This window comes from Bacteroidota bacterium, from assembly GCA_030706745.1.
Taxonomy (GTDB): domain Bacteria; phylum Bacteroidota; class Ignavibacteria; order Palsa-1295; family Palsa-1295; genus PALSA-1295.
Genome location: JAUZNX010000004.1, coordinates 54,171 through 72,991, shown reverse-complemented (window position 1 = coordinate 72,991; position 18,821 = coordinate 54,171). Strand labels below are relative to the sequence as shown.

The following is an 18,821-nucleotide window of genomic DNA, read 5'->3' as shown; positions in this document are numbered from 1 at the left end:
AGGCGAACTCTCGTCGGAGCAGCAGATTCTGAAGCTGTTTGCGTGAGATAATGATTGCGTTACTGAATCGTATTTTCATCACGTCCACAAAAATACCTGTTTGGCATTATGTGATTGTTAACGAAGGCTTATGAAACAGATAATCCCGGTGAAGCTGGATTCATGGCCTCATTATTCCATCGTGTGCCCGCGCAACGCCCATCGTGCGGCCAACGATAAGATGAGAATGATCGCCAGCAGTATAATTGCTCCGGCCAGTGCGAGATGGTGAAGATTCTCGTATGGTGACGTTGCATAATTGAAAATATTGAGTGGCAGCGCGTCGATGGGCCGGTCCAACCGCATGTTGAAATCGAGATTGCCGAATGCGGTGAAGAGCAGCGGGGCCGTCTCCCCGGCAATACGCGCCAGCGCCAGCAACACGCCCGTAACAATGCCACCTCGTGCCGCGGGGAGAATCACACTCCAGGTCGTCCGCCAGCGGCTCGCACCCAGCGCCAGGGAGGCATCGCGCAACGTCGTCGGGACCAGGCGCAGAATTTCCTCCGTTGTTCGCATGACCGTCGGGATCATGAGAAACCCAAGCGCGACACCACCTGCAAACGCGGAGAACGCATGTCCCGGCGAGATCTGAGCGACTGGAAGCACCACGATAAGATAGGCGAAGAGTCCCATGACGATACTCGGAATCGAGTTCAACACGTCCGTAAAGAATCTGAGTATTCGCGAGAAACGCGTGTTCGTTTCGAGTTGATACACACCACCTAAGATACCGATGGGAAGTCCAATGACAGAACCGATGCTCATGAGGATCAGCGTCCCAACAATTGCATTGCGCAATCCGCCACCGGGCTGGCCCATCGGGACTGGACCCTCGGTAAAGACACTCAGGCTCATTGAGCCGACACCATTGATCACAATATAGACCAGCACACTGAGCAGTGCCACACAGGCGATGATCGCGGCGGCTATCGAAATGCCCGCCATGGCCGCGCTCAGGCTTCGGCGAAACCGCGAGCGCCCGGTCGGACGAAACAGTGAAGCAGTCTCGGTCATACTTTCCCTCCGGTCGCGTTCAGGTCTTTCGCCGTGTAATAGATCAGGAGTTTCGCACCGGCATTGACAACGAGCGTAATGAGGAAAAGGCACAACCCGATCTCAATCAATGCCGAACGATACAGACCCGACGCCTCCGCCAGCTCATTCGCGATCACACTTGAGAGCGTATAGCCCGAACTGAAGAGCGATGTCTTGAAGACCGGCGCGTTACCAATGACCATCGTGACCGCCATCGTCTCACCAAGCGCACGGCCAAATCCGAGCATCACGGCGCCGATGATCCCGGCGCGCGCGTATGGCAGCACCACGCCTTTGATCGTCTCCCACCGGGTTGCGCCAAGTGCATACGAGCCTTCGCGAACGCTGCGCGGAATGGCCCGTAAGAGATCGCGCGAAACTGCTGTGATGTATGGCAGAATCATGATCGCGAGTATTAACGATGCGGCCAACATATCGTATCCATTCGCGGTATCGCCAAAAATCGGCAATGCTGAAAGGGGGCTCTTCGCGATCGGGGACTCGATGTACTTTACGAGCCAGGGTTGGAGAATCAGCACGCCCCAGAGTCCATAGACCACGCTGGGAATTGCGGCGAGTAACTCGACCATAAACGAGACCGGCCGCTCAACCCAGCGCATCCTGCGCGATGCTGGCGCGATCTCGGAGAGGAAGATTGCCGTAAAAATGCTGATCGGAAGCGCGATCACCAACGCCCAGAACGAAGAATACAGCGTACCGAGGATAAACGGCAACGCACCAAAGTGCTGACCGTTTGGGTCCCACTTGCTGTCCGTTAAAAAGTGAAGACCGAAGGCGCCAATCGATTGGCGCGAACCGAGGACTAACTCGAGCAGCAGCCCGATGATTATGAGCAGCACGCTGATCGCGGCCACGGTGAGCACGCCTCGATAGACGCGGTCACCAATCTGCGAATTCCGGCCAATGGCGGCACCAAGTCCCAGGCGAATTGCGCTCGGAGGTTTCACGACACTTAGACTGCTCTCTTGCATTGCCATCGATCGGATGGCCACAACTACCCGGTACCAGCGCCCGTTTCGAAAACTCCGTTATCAAATCATTATCATTTCGGAAGGCCTTTTCAGTGCAATCGTGATATGGGGATCATTTGCGTTCCAGAGTGGCTTGAAATACACAAGAAATACGTTGCGGCCGGCATTTGCAGATCCTTGGCGACAATTTCATGATCGCCGGCGGCGAGCCAACCATCGAACAATTGCCGGATCGGATCTGAAGCGGAGGTCAGACAAACGACCCGACCTCCGCTCCGATCTCATGCATCCACTAAGGCTTATTGGATCGAATCAATTAACTTGATTTCCTTCTTGACCATGCTTTCCGGAATGGCCGCATAGTAGAGACTATTGGTGTACGCCTGGCCCTTGGTCAAGGTCCACTTCAGAAACTTCTTGAGTTCCGCCGGCTGGTGCGAAGTCTTATAGACGATGAGCCAGCTAATACCGGTGATCGGGTAGCCTGCGCTTGCATCCGTGATCATCGTGCACAGATCCTCCGGAATCTTAGAGGCTGCTGCAGCCTGGTTAGCTGTGCCAACCGTCGGATAGATCCACTGGCCGTTGCGGCCCATGATCCGCGCATACGGAATCTTGTTCTCGACTGCATACGCGAGTTCGACGTATCCGATCGAATTCGCATGTTGCTTCAGGATCGCAGCCACGCCGGCGTTACCCTTGCCGCCGAGGCTCGCTTCCGGCCAGGTTACGGTCTTGCCTTCGCCAATCTTGGATTTCCATTCCGGGCTGACCTTCGAAAGGTAGCTCGTGAAGATGGCGTTCGTACCCGATCCATCCGAACGGTGGACTGCGAAGATCGCCTCATGCGGGAGTCTCAGCCCATGATTGTTCTTCGTGAGTCGCGGATCGTCCCAGTATTTAATCTTACCTATGAAGATATCGGCAATATCATCGCCGGTGAGAGCCAGTCCGCTCTGCACGCCTTCGACATTGTACGAAACGCAGACGGCGCCGATCACAGCCGGCAAATGAATGACCGGCCCTTTTGCGCGGCCCTTCTCGTCCGCATTCATCGGAGCATCGCTGCCGGCAAAGTCGATCGTGCCGTCAATCAGGTTGTTGATACCAGCGCCGGAACCGACCGATTGGTAGTTCACACTCGTTCCAGTCGTCTTCTTGTATTCATCGACCCACTTGGTCATTGCGGGATAGATGAAGGACGAGCCAGCACCGTTGAGCGCCTGTGCCCGAAGCGCAACCGTTTGACTGCTTAGAATGATTATTCCAATCGCGAGCAAAGCGGCACGCGACAAAATCTTTGAGATCATAGGGGTATGGTTATCGTGATTTGGGGAAGCTGCCTAAAAAAGCGAACTTCGGCGGAGCCGTGAATTAACAGATCAGCGAACGCACCTTATAGTTCGCGGGTGTGATAGGTGCAAGAGGGGCTCTGCGGTTTCTCAAACGCAGTTATCATACAGTTATCACTTGAGCACCGCAATATTACTTCACGATCTCTGCCTTATTTGGCACATTCCATTGGTATAACAGTCCGCGTTGAATCACTCTGCATCACGAGAAAATAGCTGCCCGGCGGTATCGAGCGGGTCCACTCTACTGTCCGCTCGCCGGACGGACACCAGCCATCATACAATGACGCGACGCGTTCACCCATCTGATTATATAGTGCGAGACTCAGAACACGACTTGCAGACATCGTGAGATGAACCCGTATGTTCGAGGCAAATGGATTTGGATAGGCTGACACACTGAGACCATTCGAACCAGACTTCGAAACAGATCGCGGCGGCCCGGAAAGCATAAAGATATAGCCGTGCATCGATCCCGCAAGGATATCGCCGTATGGCGTAGCAACCAGCGAGTAAATCGAGGGATCGGTGCCTGGTCCAATCTGGTCCCATTGTATGCCATTAGACGATTTGAAAACACCGAGTCCTTGCCCATAGCCGGTGGAGGCGGCATAGAGGGCTTGACCATCCGTCGCCATGCCACGATAGATAAGTCCGATGCCGGTGGGCTGAGCGAACCGCCACGACGAACTACCGGCGTATGTCTCATAGATGATGTTTTGATCCGATCCGGCATACACGCCGTTGCTCGAATCCGACATCAAGCCATAGATCTTACCGTACGGCGTTGAGAATGGGGTCCAAGTGTCGCCAAGATCGGTCGAGAACAAAATGTAGCCCGTCGTTCCGGCATAGAGCATTCCACTTGGAGTCACCATGAGCGACCATGTGGTCGAGTCTGGCATCTGAGCGCTACGTGAATTCCAGCTCTGGCCATCGTCTGTGGAAAGAAAAACACCTTGCACCGAATCGCCAGCGAACACATTGCCGTGGCGATCGACGGCAAGCGAGAGAATTTTCTTTGCGCTGAAAAGTCCCGTGCTCGAGCTAGCCCAGTGCGCGCCGTGATCGCTCGACCGAAACACTCCGCCCCCATTCGTGCCAGCCAGCACGGCGCCCGATTGCGTCACTGCGAGCGAATACACCGCGAGCGTCGAGAGACCGATGGTGTCGTGATCCCACGTCGTGCCACCGTTGCCCGAAACAAACACGCCGCTGTCCGTGCCGGCATAAATGTGCCCTGCATCCGCCGCAAGCGCCCGGACCGACCCACCACGCGGGCCGAACACCTGCTGCCAGACTTGCGCCTGAACAGTTGGAGTAAGGAAGAGGAGTAGAATGAATAAAAGAAGCGGTCTCATAGGATTAATATGTTTCTTGAGGGTGCCAAAGCGCGAAGGCTTTCCTCGGGCTCGCCGCTGGAAGTGCTCACCTGCAACAAGCGCTCACCGCAGCACGCTCACCGCTGCAAAAGTACAACATTTGGAATGGTCATTGTCAGAAAATTTTGCCCAGGAAATTATCCCATCCGTATGCGCTGTTTGTGCCACCAGCGCGAGAGCGCTGGACTAATCGTTTTCGCCTGACTTTCCATGCCTAAGCATCCTGTCGTCCGCAATGTCATCCAACCTCTCGCAAGCTTGCAGAGCAGGGTTGATCCGAATCGTACGCACTCAGTAAGCGCTGAGAAAACTCCGAATATGGAATTCTGGACCCGCGTGGCCCGGACGGTACTTCGGTCACGCGCGATCGACCGCATCGAAGAGCAGGAGATGACCCCGAAGGGGCTCGTCACCTACCAGTTTTCGGCTCGCGGTCATGATCTGGCGCAGGCGATTCTCTCCGAGCACATTACGCACCCGCATGACGGCGCAACCGTCTATTATCGTTCGCGGCCGTTCGTGCTGGGACAAGGGCTCACAGCTGAAGAAGCGTTTCGCGGCTCGCTCGCACGTTCGGGTGGGATGACCGATGGCCGCGACATTGGCGTCGTGCATCTGCTCCGCGCGCGCGAGCGCTGCACGGTGCTGCCGGCCTCCGGCGATGTCGGCGCGCAATACTCGCCCGGCGCGGGATGGGCGCAATCGATTTTCTACTATGCGAAGACGTTAAGAGACGTGAGCTACGACCGCGCAATGACCGTCTCGCTCGGCGGCGATGGCTCGACCGCAACGAACGGCTTTTGGGCGGCACTGAACATTGCGACCACACTCGGATTGCCGATGCTCTTCTTCATCGAGGATAACGGCTATGGCATTTCAGTCACGAGCGATTACCAGACGCCCGGGCGCAACATCGCGCGCAATCTTGCCGCGTTTTCAAACTTGCAGCTTTTCGAGTGCCGTGGATATGAGCCCGAAGAAGCTGAGAAGCACATTCGCGAGGCCGTCGACTATGTTCGCGCCTGGCAGGGACCTGCGCTGATTCGCGTTGAAGTACCGCGGCTTTCGGGGCATTCATTCGTTGATACGCAGAGCTATAAATCGCAGGAGCTTCGCGCCATCGAAGAATCGCACGACCCATTACCGAAGCTCGAATCGTTCTATTCGAAGTTGCACTCCAAGAGCGCATGGGATAAACTCGTGCAGGAAGTCGAGCATGAAGTCCGCGCTGCCGCCGATCGCGCGTTGGCCGCACCCGCGCCGGATGCGGCGATTGTGGGACGTCATGTGTTTTCGCACGAGCCGCAAAACACTGATGAGACCAAAGTTGCTGGTCCAAGAATGAATTTGCAGGACGCCGTTCGCAAGGTCCTGGAGGTGGAGCTTGAGAAGAATCCGAAGCTGCTGATTTTTGGCGAAGATGTCGGCGCGAAGGGCGGCGTGCATGGTGCAACGGTCGATTTGCAGATCCGCTATGGCACGGACCGCGTCTTCGATACATCGCTTAACGAAGAAGGCATTATTGGCCGCTCGGTCGGAATGGCCATTGCGGGTCTCAAGCCAGTGCCGGAAATTCAATTTCGCAAGTATGCCGATCCTGCCACCGAACAGATCAACGATTGCGGCACCATGCGCTGGCGGACGCTCTCGAAATTTTCCGCACCGATGGTCGTGCGCATCCCCGTTGGGTTTGGCAAGAAGACCGGCGATCCGTGGCATTCGGTCTCCGGTGAGGCATTCTTCGCGCACACCATCGGCTGGCGCATTGCATATCCCTCGAACACAGAAGACGCGGTTGGACTACTTCGCTCGGCATTGCGAGGCGATGACCCAACGTTCTTCTTCGAGCACCGTGCGCTGCTGGATACCTCCCACGCACGGACGAACTACCCCGGCGATGATTTCGTCCTTCCTTTTGGCAAGGCGCGCATTCACAACGAGGGCCACGCCGCTACGATCGTGACATGGGGCGCGATGGTCGATCGTGCCGCGCACGCGGCCGAAGGACTCGATGTCGAAATACTCGATCTTCGCACAATCGTCCCGTGGGATAAAGATGCTGTACTCGCATCGGTCCGTAAAACGAATCGCGTACTGGTGCTCCATGAAGATAACTGGACCTGTGGCTTTGGCGCCGAGATTGCAAGCTTTATTTCGCAAGAGGCCTTCCGGCATCTCGACGCGCCGATCGAACGGCTTGCCACGCCGGACCATCCGGTGCCATACAACACGACGCTGATGGAAGCTTCTGTTCCACAAGCCTCGCATATTCGCGCTGCACTCGAACGACTGCTGGCGTTCTGAGCATACCATCAGCGTCCCATGACTCCCAACGATCCTCCGCCATTCAGTCCGATTCGCTCCTTCTGGGATGGACTCAGTCTCATCGAAAAGCTCGCCACCTCGTCACTTCTGGTGATGGCGATCATGCAGACTGTTGTGATGTTGTTTGCCGCTCCGGCTGGTGATGCTTCGAACCACATATTCCGTATTCAGGAGTGGCACCGGATGTGGCAACAAGGAATCCTCTATCCTCGTTGGCTGTCTTCGGCTCTCCATGGTTTTGGGTCGCCGGCATTCTACTTTTATCCACCACTCGTTTATGTCATCGCAAGTCTTGTATACGCGGTGCTTCCTTCATTTTCTGCGGATGCAGTTTTTCGCGTCGTAACGGTCCTCGCGACGCTATGCTCAATGGGCTCATTCTTGTTCTATCTGCGATCACGGAAGATCAGTGGATGGAGAAGCTGGATCGCGGCTCTGCTATATGGATTTGCACCCTATCGGTATCTCGACACACAGGTTCGCGGGGCCATAGCGGAACACACCGCCTTTATTTTTCTTCCGCTTATTTTGTTCGGAGTTGATCGACTTCTTATCGATGCCAAGAAAGACCGCTGGAGCATCCTTACTATTGCGCTGGGGTGTTTCGGACTTCTGATTACCAACATTCCTGCGAGCACCGTCGGTCTGGTTGGGCTTGCAGTCTATGCCGTCGCTCAATACCGGCGAGAGCGTCGCTCGCTAATCTGGATTGTCTTTGGGGCGGCGGGATTAGGCATTTGCCTTGCTGCATTCTCACTGCTTCCGGCCCTTCTGTTCGGGGGTGCGATTCGACACGAGTTGTTTCAACAGGTCTCGTACCGCTTCGGGCAGTCGAATACTCCACTGCTTGACATTTTCTCTCTAAAGAACATTACTATCAATCTGTTCGGAGTGGTTACGATCGTCGGGGCATTGCTGATGTTGCCTGCGCTGCTTGTTGCGCGTTCGAGTGGGTCTGCTGCAGACCAAGCGACGAATCGCGCGTGGCGGTGGACAATCTATGCTGTACTGTTCGTGCAAAGTCCCTATCTCAGTGGTCTCATGTTCGAGTATTTTCCTCCGGCGGTACTCGTGCAATTCCCATGGCGATTCGATATGTTGTTGCTGCCTGTCGTGAGCATTTTGCTGGCCAGGGATCTTCAATACCATGCCTCTCGATCGGCTTCTCTGATTACGCTCGCCTGGGTGTGCATGCTCTTTCTGGTTATGGGGACTCGTGCTGCAGGACTCTCAATCAACCACCATAATCCAGCTGCATCTGACAGCACTTGGGAATATATGGTCCCAAAGTGGGCATTACCGCAAGACACAACAACGGATAAAGAGCTAGCACCTTTTCGGACGCTACCCGAAGTCTCTGTCGTCGGTCTCAACTCGCATGAATCCGTTCAGTTGTTGGGAACGGCAGCCTATGCGGATTCCCTTGTATTGAACTTCCAGCAGCAGCATGAGGTGAGCTTTCATCGCAATTATTGGCCCCAATGGCAAGTGAGTTCAGACGGTGAATCCATCAGAACATCGTATGATACCATAGGACGGCTCACGATTACCATCGGTCCAGGCCGCCACCGCGTAACGCTCCAACTCACAACGTCCTCTGCTGAACAGGCCGGCTGGCTGACCAGCGGCGCGGCGCTTTGTGCCATCTTTTGGGTAGGATTTCGAAGAAAGGGAACACTCGGTTGAATCGCGCGCTTCCGCCCGCCTCCCTAAGTAAACTTGATCGGATCGCCATCGCCGCACTCATCCTCGTGGCCGTGGCACAAATCGGCGCGTTCATTGCCATGCCGTTCGATGGCTACGACAGCCCATCGCATCTGTTTTGGGTGAGCGAGTGGCGGCACCTGTGGCAGGCGGGTATGCTCTATCCAAGGTGGCTTCCAAACTCATACCATGGTTTCGGCGCGCCATCCTTCTATCTCTATCCGCCGCTTGCGTACATGATCTCGAGCGCGGTGGGGTTGCTCCTGCCTGCCGTGGGCGCGATGACACTCATCAAGATTGTGACACTGCTTACACTCGCGCTTTCAGGTCTCGCGATGTATCTCTATCTGCGATGGCGGAATGCGAACGCACCGCAGTCGATGCTCTTCCTCGCATCAGTCATATTTGCATTCGCACCATATCGTTTCTTCAATATGACGGTGCGAGCCGCATTCTCCGAGCATGTCGCGTTCATGTTTGTGCCACTTGCGTTTTGGGGATTGGATATGATCCTCCGGGAGCGAAAAGCAACGCGGCGATTTAGTCCGATTGGCTTCCTGCTGCTGAGCGTATCAATTGCTCTCTTGTTCATCACTAATCTTCCGACTGCCGCTTGCGTGCTGCTCATGCTTGGAACGTACTTAGTAGTAGATCGGGAAGGTCAATTGTTCAAGACGGGTTTGTTAACGAGTGCGGCAACGGTCGGTTTACTTCTCGCGGCTTTCTATCTGTGGCCGGTCGCAACGTATTATCACAGTGCGCAGCTTGCCCGGCTCTGGATGCCATTTCCGTTTATGCAGAGCACGCCGATTCTTGGCATCTTCACTTCGCAGGCAGTAATGATCAATGCCTACGGACTTCTGATGCTACTCGGCGGATTGGGACTGCTCGTTACCGTGCGGTCACGAAGCAACGCATTCAGGAGCGACGACCGCTTCTCGTCATGGTTTTGGTTGCTGGCTGGCGTCGTTGTGCTGCAGATACCGCCGTTTTCGATTTACCCCTTTCTTCACGTCTTTCCGTTTACCATCATCCAGCTTCCGGCACGGTTAAATAGCGTGCTGTTGGTTCTCATGGCGGTGGTTTGGGCCGATCATCTCAGCCGCCGAGAACATTGGCGCACAACGTCATACGTCGTTTTGTTGTGGTCGCTGTGCATGGTCCCACTGATCATCGTTCAGCTTTCGGGCATCCATCTTCGAGCGCGCGAAATTCGCTTGCCCGACGATCCGCCTGAGTATGCCACACGCTGGTCGCCGCCATATGACTCGCTTGCCAAAGCTCGAATGGCTCAGGATACTGGCTGGACTGTAAAAGGCGCGACAATTTTGAACGCGACACATGTTGCCTATCATGATACCATTGTCTATGATTCGCCCAATGACGTGACATTGACACTGCATCGGGCGTATTGGCCACTGTGGCAAGCGAATATTGAAGGCAGCAGTATGCTAACAAGCCCCGACTCACTCGGACGCTTGACACTCAAAGCTCCTGCTGGTCATCACACAGTCACAACACAGCTTACGGAGTCTTCATCGGAGACTTTAGGACGCTGGATCAGTCTTGGGGCCTTCGTAGCCCTATGTGTCTTCTTGCTCGGGACACGAAGACACACGAAGACCAACTAGGACGACCTGGAGATCGCCCTTACCCGTTTGGCTTGCCGATCACCTCTCGAGCTATTACAATCTTCTGAATGTACGACGTCCCCTCGTAAATCTGAAGTCCTTTGATGTCACGGTAATATCGCTCGACCGGATACTCGTTCGAATAGCCGCGTGCACCGTGGAGTAGCACTGCGTCCGATGCAGCTTTAGCCGCAGCTTCCGTTGCGAAGTACTTCGCGATGGATGTTTCGAGCTTTGTGGGCTGACCCTGATCTTTCAACCACGCGGCGCGATAGACGAGCAACCGTGACGCATCGAGCGACGCCTTCATCTCTGCGATCGTGGACTGCACCATCTCGAAATCGCCAATGCGCTGACCGAACTGCTTGCGCGACCGGACAAACGCCAGCGACGCATCGAGGCACGCCTGATGCACGCCCAGAGCACCGGCCGCCACACCGAGCCGACCGTGGTCCAGCGCCGACATCGCCACTTTGAAGCCCATCCCTTCACCGCCGAGCAGAAGTTCAGTGGTCACTGATGTATCGTGGAACACAAGTGTGGCGTGGTCGCTCGCTCGGTGGCCCAACTCCTCGCCAGGCATTCGCAATCGTTCGACTTCCGGAGTGTTGAGGCGGACAAGAAACGCCGTTACCTGTTCGTGTGGCTTCTTGCTATGAAGCGTATCGAGCCGAGCAAACACAACTGCAATTCGCGCGATGTTGCCGTTCGTGATCCAAATCTTCTCGCCGTTCAGGGCGTAGCCCAGGGCGTTCTTTTTCGCGATTGTTTGGATGCTCGCAGCATCGCTGCCAGCCTCGGGTTCTGTCAGCGCATAGCATCCAATCGCCTCGCCCTTTGCCATCGCGGGCAAGTATCGTTGCTTTTGCTCGTCGGTGCCCCATTGATGGATGCATTGCATGACGAGCGACGAATGCACCGTCATAAACCCGCGTACGCTGGAGCAAGCACGACCAAGCTCCTCATAGACGAGCGCGAGCGAGACGTTATCCATCTCACTGCCGCCGAGCGATTTGGGAAGTGTTGATCCCAATAGTCCGAGCGATGCCATCTCGCCAACGAGCGTGAGCGGCATTTCGCCAGACTCATCCATTTCGCGCGCGATGGGCGCGACGCGCTGCTGCGCGAACTCGCGCGCGACAGACTGCCAGTGGATCTGATGATCGTTAAGGTTGAAATCCATTATTTTATTTGCACCGCATCCCAGGTTCCGAGATAATGTCGATCAATCCACTACTCACTTACCACCGCAATTCCCTCGATCTCGATGAGTGCACCATCCTCGAACAAATTCGATACTTCGACGAGCGACATCGCCGGAAAGTACCGGCCAAAATACGTGCGATAGACGCCTCCAATCTCTTTGAGATGTTTCTGGTAATCTTGCTTATCCTTCACAAAGATGAGTAACTTGACAATGTCCGTCATTTCCGCCTGCGCGGCATGCAGCGTCTCGCGAAGATTCGCAAGCGCCCGCTCGAACTGCCCAACAAGATTGCCTTCATGGACAAGCTTTCCGTTCGAATCGAATGCGACCTGTCCGGCCAAGTAGACCGTGCGGCCGCCCTGGCTCTCGATTCCATGCGAATAACCTGAAGGTATGACCAGGGATGGTGGATTGATGATGCGTTTCACGATTGAAATGCGTTTTGTGCCACGCTGGGTGGTACCGATGATTGCTGCGAGAGCACCAGCGTGCCAGCGACCATATCATGCAAGGTCTGCTTCTTCTGTGTAAAGGCCGCCATGATGTAACCGATGCCACAGGTCATCGAGGATAGAAATCTCGCGAAGAACCGGGCGTTCGCGCGGCCGAAGGTGATCCGCTTGCCTTCCAGATCGGTCACGCGCTGGCTGAGTGCCAGCTTGCCGATTGTCCCCTGATACTTTGAACTCTCCATGAGTGTGCAGTAGAGCCATCCACCGAATACGAAGACAACGTAAAGAAGCATAATGCTCGCGAACGCCGCGGGCGCATTACCTTGCCGCGAAGCGGATAGTCCGCCGCTCGAGATCAGAATGAGAAGGAATAGAATTCCGGCCACGCCGGCGCCGACGATCCCGTCCAGGATCGATGCGGCAACGCGTCGCCAAAATCCGGCATAGGCCACAAATGGCGCGGCTGCGGGTGTCGTCGCGGCCTGCGGTTCCGGCGGGGGTGTCATTGTGTATTCCATAGTATTGTATGGTTAGTGTCCCTCAAACTTCGGCTTGCGCTTCTCGGCAAACGACGCGTGAAATTCACGGTGGTCGCGCGATTGGAGCATGAGCGCCTGCGCGGTTGCCTCCTGCTCGATGGCCGATATGATGTCCATGTTCCACTCGTTGTTGATGAGCCGCTTCGTGAGCCCAAGCGCCATCGTTGCGCTCGTGGCAAGACGCTCGGCAAGCGCGAGCGACTCCTTCTCTAACTCCGCAAGCTCAACAACTTTGTTCGCCAAACCAACCCGGTAGGCATCATCCGCGCTGATCTTATCGCCGAGCATCAGCATCTCGGTCGCGCGGGCAACGCCCACGACTTTCGGCAGCAGGAACACCGCGCCCATATCGGCGGCGGTGAGACCGACTTTTTGAAAGAGAAATGCGATCGATGCCTCGCGCGCGAAAATTCGGAAGTCGGATGCCAGCGCGATGACCGCTCCGGCTCCGGCAGCGATTCCATTGATGGCCGCGACGATCGGCTTTTCGAGCGTGCGCATGTTCGTGATGAGTTCGCCGGTCATGCGGGTGAACTCGAGCAATCCTTTCACGTCGCGCGTGAGCAACTCGCCGATGATCTCATGCACATCGCCGCCCGAGCAAAAACCTCGGCCATTGCCTTCGAGCAGGATGACCTTCACCGTGTCATCGAACCGGAGCCGATAGAAAAGATCGGTCAGATCGCGATAGACCTTGAAGGTCAGCGAGTTCAGCGTATCGGGCCGCGCGAATTTTACGCGTGCGATGCCACGCTCGACAGAATAGTAGTATGATTCTTTATTCTCGGTATTCACTGCCAACTATTTCCTGTAAAAATACGACAAAACTGCGGCGGCACGATAGGCGGCACGATAATAGAAGAGGTATCATAGCTGGGTGCGCTAAATGTGCGCCTTTACCATAAATTGCCTTTTTATGGCCAATACGACAATTCACGAACATCCTCACGCGCTCGACCGCATCCGTGAAATCGAGCAGAAGGTGGTCGAAATCGAGAAAAAGGTACCACGCACGATCGTCCGAGTTGAAAAAAAACTCATTGACTTTCCGTTCAGCCGGTATTTTCTTGGACATCAGAAACCCGAGGACGCCAAGTTCAAACCCGAATGGCGCCTCTGGAAAAATGACCGCTTGACGCTCGCCTGGTTAGGACAATCGACCGTCCTGATCAATTTTTATGGTACGTGGATCCTGACCGATCCCGTGTTTAGCGAGCGCGCCGGGATTCACGTGGGTCCGATCACGGTCGGGCCGCGCCGGCTGGTTCAGGCGCCACTCAAACCAGACGAACTACCTCCGATCGACTTGCTTCTGATATCACATGCCCACATGGACCATTCGGACATTCCATCGCTGCGGGCGTTGCGTCCTGCGAAACACGCAATTATTGCTGCGAATACGCAGAAAGTCTATCAGGGCCTCAATTTGCCGGATTTGCAGGTCTTGGATTGGGGCGAGCGTAAGACCTATGCGGCCAATGAGTCGCATGAGATCCATGAATCTCCTGAGTCGCCGATAACCATCGAAGCGATCGAACCCCGCCATGCCGGATGGCGCATGCCATGGGACCCGTGCCGGTCACGGAAAGAGAAGAACGGCTTCAGTTACAACGCTTATTTCATCGAGAAACATGACGCGAGCGGCCAGTGGCATGCCATCGTCTTTGGTGGCGACACGGGATATACAACCAGTTTCCTACGGCTCGGCGACCGCATGCGCGCAGCGGGCCGCGAGATCGAGTGTGCGATCATGCCGATCGGCACCTACAATCCGTGGGTTGAGACCCACTGCAACCCCGAGCAAGCCTGGCGCATGACGCGCGAAATGAATGCACGCGCCATCGTGCCGGTCCATTGGAATACCTTCACGCAGTCCTCCGAGCCGCGTTTTGAGCCATTGCAGTGGCTCCATGCAGTGGTCGATGAGCCGCACGCCATTGCACTTTCCGAGCATGGCCAAACCTGGACCTATCCCTCGGACTGGCCGGGATAACATTGGTGCCGCCCAAAAAAGAACGCCCTTCTCCACGAGGGAAAAGGGCGTTCCGGACAGGAATGAGGCGACTATTTGTTTAACATTTTCTTTTGCCGCTCCAGCCGTTTCTCCTGGCGTTCGATCTGGTCGAGGCGCATCTGCTTGAACTTCTTGAGCTGCTCCGGACTCAGAACACTTTTGAGCTGTTCGCGCATGGACTTCATATCGGACATCATCTGCTGCCGCGCGGCTTTGCGCTCGGCGCTGCCTTCCGCCGCTGAGCGGAGCGCTTGCCGATCGGTCCGAAGCTTGGTCATATTCTCTCCAAGAATGGTTTTGAGCTTTGCGACTTGATCGTCCGAGAGATCTAATTTCTTTTGTGCATGGGCCAGCCGTTTTTCGAGACGTTGCTCGGGCGTAAGCATCGCTCCGTTTGTGGTACCGTTATCGGGCGTCGTCGGGACCTGTGCGAAGCCTGATGTCGCGAGTGCTGTCAGGAATGCAAATGTGAATGCTAAGGTCTTCAGTCTCATGGAAGTCTCCTCAAAGAGTTTGTACCGCGTATAGATGAATGGACTTCCCGAAGGTTTAAATCATGTCGGATTGAATTTCCATCAACATTAAGGGCCGCGTAAACTGACGCTTTAGTTGGCGCGTGAGCCGGGTGGCAACGAATACCCTCCGCTGGGGATCTTCGCGACAATCGGAAATCGAATAGTTACCTCGGTACCTTCTCCCGGCTCGCTGACAATATCGATCGTCCCGCTCATTTGCCGGATATAACTCCGGGCAATCGGAAGGCCAAGACCAGTTCCTTCATAGGACCGATTGAAGCCGCTCGACTCCTGCTTGAACTTCTCGAACGCCGTTTTGACGAACTCCGGGGACATGCCTATCCCGGTATCGCGCACGCGAATGACCGCCTGAGCCGTTTTGCCAACTTCCTCCTCGACCGAAAGATCTATGCGGACGGAACCGTAATGTGTGAACTTGAGCGCATTCCCGATCACCTTTTCGATCGCCTTTCGGAACCGGTTCTTTTCCAGAAGCACGATGAGATCGTGTCGATGCAGGAGCAACTGCAAGTCGAGTCCGCGCGCGTCGAACTGAGGTTTGAATGTCTCGACTTCCGTTTCGAGTGCTTCCGAGATCGGCATGGGATATAGCACCAGGTCACCGACTCCTGACTCGAGCTGTGCAATCTCGATGATCGAGGTTACGGTTGCGAGCAATCGTTGACCGCTTCGCTCGATCGAAAGCGCGTATTCGCGAAGACTCGAATCCTTGATTTCTTCGGCAAGCAACGCGCTAAATCCCAAAATCGAGTGCAGTGGGGTGCGCAACTCATGGCTGAAATTCGAGAGAATATTCGACTTGATATGACTGATCTCCTCGGCTTCCATCTTCGCCTGGATGAGCTCTTGCTCGGCTTTTCGACGTTCGGTACTATCCGTCATAAACGCGATCACGGCAGGCTCCTCGTCGAGCTCGATTCCACTGAATCCCGCGGAGACGGGGACGAGGTGACCATCCTGGTGCATGACCTCGATCTCCATAGTATCATGGACCAATTGGTGCTGCAAAAACTGCTGCCAGATCTGCTCAATCTTGGGCCGCTCTTGCTCGGCGACGAACTGCATAATCGGTTGGCCGATGACTTCGCTGGGTGCATGCGCGGTAATGGCAAGCGCCGCGGAATTGATGAAGAGGACAACCGGAAGATTGTTTCGGCTTACGATAATCACCAAGCCAATGCCAGAGACATCCGCCGCTTCGACGATGGCTTGATAGCGCGATTGCGCGGAATGCCGCGGCGTAATATCGACCATCACGCCGATCATCCCCTGTCTCGCCTCAGCGGTGCCGCCAGAATAGTCCACGGCAACAATCTGGTCTTCGAGCCAGATGTATTCGCCAGAACGTTTGCGGACTCGAAACTGCGCGTGAAACGCCCCGGGCCGGCCATGTTCCGCCCACTCCGCCAGACGCTGCTGCAAATTCGCGTTGTCGTTCGGATGAATCAGCGCGGTAAACCGCCCATCGCCTGCCGTCAGCTCATCTGCCTCGTAGCCGAGGAGCTGTTCGATATTTCGGGAGATGTATTCGCGGCCGCCACCCGTCTCGTAAAGAATGACGTAGGGCAACTGATCGAGCAGGGCTTCGAGCCGGCGTTCGGCCGTGGATTCGCGCGCCTCGCGTTCGGCGTCACGGGCAGTTTGCGCACGCTCGTGCTCCCCGTGTTCGTGTGCGCCGAGGCGTGAGAAAAATCCTTTTAAGTCTTGAAGTATGTGCATCCGGGCAAGATTGCAAGGCAATGGCCCCAGCTAAACCACGGATTCATCGTGCTTCATTCCTTCATCTTTGCGAGGCGTTCACGCGCCCTGCCGCGCGCGCGGAGCCACTCGATCACTGGCGGCAGCGCGGAAAGGACGATCACAACGCCGATTACGAGATAAAGATAGTCGCCGATGTTACTCACTGTCCGGCCCAACCACAGGCCGAGCAAGAGACCCGCCAGGATCCAGACGACTCCGCCAATGATATTGAACAGCATGAATCGCCGAAAGCTCATTTGTGCGGCGCCGGCAACAACCGGCACAAAGGTCCGGACGATTGGAATAAATCGCGCAAAAACAATCGTTTTGCCACCGTGCTTCTCGTAAAATGCATGCGTGCGCATCAAGTGCTCCCGCTTGAACAATCGAGAGTCCGGACGGCTATAGAGCCGCTCGCCCGTCTTCTTGCCGATGAAATAGCCGACACCCTCGCCAGCAATGGCTGAGGCAACCAGCAGAGCTGCGAGCCAGCCAAAATGGAGCTCGACCGCGCCCGAGCCTATCAGGATCCCGGCCGTAATCAGCAGAGAATCACCCGGAAGGAAAAATCCAACGAGGAGGCCATTCTCCGCAAAAATGATCGCTGCCAAGGCGATGTAGCCACCCTCGACGACGAGGTGCTTCAGTCCTTCAGGATTGAAGAGATCGTGGAAAAAACTCATACGAGTGAATAGAATGAATATCGAGAGTGAATAGTGGTTCGTGGGGGATACTATCCACTCTTAGTGATCCGCTACGGGTGCATGGACGGAGTAAACCTAAAAGCCGGGGGTGTTTGTTGCAAAAAAGAGTCTAGTCGCAATTTTCGCATCTGCAGTAATAGATTGTCTCAACCGCTATGCGTCTTCGTGTAATCTGTTTGATTGCTTGTTTGGCCTTATTGACGGCGGCATCGGCCCGCGCGCAGGATACAACGCATGCCGCGGATACTGCAACCCTGGCACCGGCCCATCCAACGACGCACTCGGTCTCTCTCTCACTGGGGGTAACCGTCCAAAGCGATAGTAAGGCAGGCGACGAGGCCTTCTCCGCCGATATTTTGACCGGCTTGGAGGCCAAGATCTTCATGGATGGCGAGCCGTTCCAGATCGGTGCAAGCGTCTATGCGAAGTACGGACAAGTTGCGACGGCCCATGAAGAGCCTCAAAAGACGCAAGACGATCTCATCGCGAGCATCACACCATCCTATACAGTTTTGCCTGCGCTGGGGATACGGCTGTTCCTTGAAGTAACCGGCGAGACCCAGTTCCGGCCCGGTATCATTGATACCGCGAAGACCGATTTCCTCGATCCGCTATTCCTCTATCAATCGTTATTTCTTGGCAAACGGCTCTCCTCGCTATCAGCGGATGGGAACACCACGTTCGATCTCACGGCCGGTGTGGGATACGCGCTGGAACAAACAGTCGCGAACTCGTTCGTCCTGCAATCGCATCGGAATTTTGTCGTGACCGATAAGAGTCCGCTTTCGAGTGTGCAGGACCAGGTAACGTTCGAGTCGGGCATCGCTGGGATTATTGATATGAATTACCAGACCGCACTGGGTGATGGCTTCGGATTTCACTCGGGCTGGAAAACAGTCGCGATGAAGAAGGAAGAATTCTTCACTAACTTCGAGAACGCCCGCGTGACTTCACTCTTGCTCGCAGGACTGCAATACAAGATCGTGAGCCTCGACTATTCTGGTCATCTGGTTTATGACCCCAATATCTCACTCCGCCGGCAGCTCAGCCAAACACTGGTCTTTGGGTTGACGCTGAATTTGTAGTGTGTGACCAGGTTGTTGCAGCCTTTAGGCCTCGGTCGCTGTTGACGGGATCAACTGTTGGATAGGACTAATCTAAACCCT

The 18,821-nt window shown here is 55.4% G+C and carries 16 protein-coding genes; 5 read left to right on the top strand and 11 right to left on the bottom strand.

Annotated elements, in window-relative coordinates; all coding sequences use genetic code 11:
- Positions 1-171 precede the first annotated feature (171 nt).
- The 4 genes from pstA to Q8902_06625 form a co-directional block, all read right to left on the bottom strand.
- Positions 172-1,056, bottom strand: coding sequence for a phosphate ABC transporter permease PstA (gene pstA / locus Q8902_06640; protein ID MDP4199229.1), 885 nt, complete (start codon positions 1,054-1,056; stop codon positions 172-174).
- Entirely contained in the window at positions 1,053-2,069 is a 1,017-nt protein-coding gene (pstC, locus tag Q8902_06635; GenBank protein ID MDP4199228.1) for a phosphate ABC transporter permease subunit PstC, read from the bottom strand. The genes pstA and pstC overlap by 4 nt, the downstream gene beginning before the upstream one ends.
- Before the next feature lie 299 nt (positions 2,070-2,368).
- Positions 2,369-3,379, bottom strand: a complete 1,011-nt coding sequence (gene pstS, locus Q8902_06630) for a phosphate ABC transporter substrate-binding protein PstS (protein ID MDP4199227.1) — start codon at positions 3,377-3,379, stop codon at positions 2,369-2,371.
- A 194-nt stretch (positions 3,380-3,573) separates the two neighbouring features.
- A complete protein-coding gene (locus Q8902_06625; protein ID MDP4199226.1) occupies positions 3,574-4,782 on the bottom strand; it encodes a hypothetical protein in 1,209 nt (402 codons plus the stop codon).
- Between the two features lie 231 nt (positions 4,783-5,013).
- Between Q8902_06625 and Q8902_06620 the strand changes: the two genes are divergently transcribed.
- From Q8902_06620 to Q8902_06610, 3 genes are read left to right on the top strand one after another with little or no spacing between them, the layout of a single operon-like run.
- The gene (locus Q8902_06620) at positions 5,014-7,107 is read left to right on the top strand and encodes a transketolase C-terminal domain-containing protein (GenBank protein ID MDP4199225.1); all 2,094 of its coding nucleotides are present in this window, start codon (positions 5,014-5,016) and stop codon (positions 7,105-7,107) included.
- Positions 7,108-7,125: 18 nt separating this feature from the next.
- Entirely contained in the window at positions 7,126-8,814 is a 1,689-nt protein-coding gene (locus Q8902_06615) for a hypothetical protein (GenBank protein MDP4199224.1), read from the top strand.
- Positions 8,811-10,463, top strand: a complete 1,653-nt coding sequence (locus Q8902_06610; protein MDP4199223.1) for a hypothetical protein — start codon at positions 8,811-8,813, stop codon at positions 10,461-10,463. The genes Q8902_06615 and Q8902_06610 overlap by 4 nt, the downstream gene beginning before the upstream one ends.
- Positions 10,464-10,482: 19 nt before the next feature.
- On the opposite strand, the gene Q8902_06605 is transcribed toward Q8902_06610, so the two are convergent.
- From Q8902_06605 to Q8902_06590, 4 genes are read right to left on the bottom strand one after another with little or no spacing between them, the layout of a single operon-like run.
- Positions 10,483-11,646, bottom strand: a complete 1,164-nt coding sequence (locus Q8902_06605) for an acyl-CoA dehydrogenase family protein (GenBank protein ID MDP4199222.1) — start codon at positions 11,644-11,646, stop codon at positions 10,483-10,485.
- Positions 11,647-11,696: 50 nt separating this feature from the next.
- Positions 11,697-12,098 (bottom strand): RidA family protein, encoded by a 402-nt coding sequence (locus Q8902_06600; protein ID MDP4199221.1) that lies wholly within the window; start codon positions 12,096-12,098, stop codon positions 11,697-11,699.
- Positions 12,095-12,640: an RDD family protein gene (locus Q8902_06595; protein ID MDP4199220.1), complete on the bottom strand. Its 546-nt coding sequence runs from the start codon at positions 12,638-12,640 to the stop codon at positions 12,095-12,097. The genes Q8902_06600 and Q8902_06595 overlap by 4 nt, the downstream gene beginning before the upstream one ends.
- Positions 12,641-12,652: 12 nt before the next feature.
- Positions 12,653-13,456, bottom strand: a complete 804-nt coding sequence (locus Q8902_06590) for an enoyl-CoA hydratase family protein (GenBank protein MDP4199219.1) — start codon at positions 13,454-13,456, stop codon at positions 12,653-12,655.
- A 121-nt stretch (positions 13,457-13,577) separates the two neighbouring features.
- On the opposite strand from Q8902_06590, the gene Q8902_06585 reads away from it, so the two are divergent.
- Complete coding sequence (locus Q8902_06585; GenBank protein MDP4199218.1) at positions 13,578-14,654, top strand: MBL fold metallo-hydrolase; 1,077 nt, start codon at positions 13,578-13,580, stop codon at positions 14,652-14,654.
- Positions 14,655-14,725: 71 nt separating this feature from the next.
- On the opposite strand, the gene Q8902_06580 is transcribed toward Q8902_06585, so the two are convergent.
- The 3 genes from Q8902_06580 to Q8902_06570 form a co-directional block, all read right to left on the bottom strand.
- Positions 14,726-15,169 (bottom strand): hypothetical protein, encoded by a 444-nt coding sequence (locus Q8902_06580; GenBank protein ID MDP4199217.1) that lies wholly within the window; start codon positions 15,167-15,169, stop codon positions 14,726-14,728.
- Between the two features lie 111 nt (positions 15,170-15,280).
- Positions 15,281-16,930 (bottom strand): PAS domain S-box protein, encoded by a 1,650-nt coding sequence (locus tag Q8902_06575; protein MDP4199216.1) that lies wholly within the window; start codon positions 16,928-16,930, stop codon positions 15,281-15,283.
- Positions 16,931-16,983: 53 nt separating this feature from the next.
- Complete coding sequence (locus tag Q8902_06570; protein ID MDP4199215.1) at positions 16,984-17,634, bottom strand: VTT domain-containing protein; 651 nt, start codon at positions 17,632-17,634, stop codon at positions 16,984-16,986.
- Between the two features lie 209 nt (positions 17,635-17,843).
- Between Q8902_06570 and Q8902_06565 the strand changes: the two genes are divergently transcribed.
- Complete coding sequence (locus Q8902_06565; GenBank protein ID MDP4199214.1) at positions 17,844-18,740, top strand: hypothetical protein; 897 nt, start codon at positions 17,844-17,846, stop codon at positions 18,738-18,740.
- Positions 18,741-18,821 lie beyond the last annotated feature (81 nt).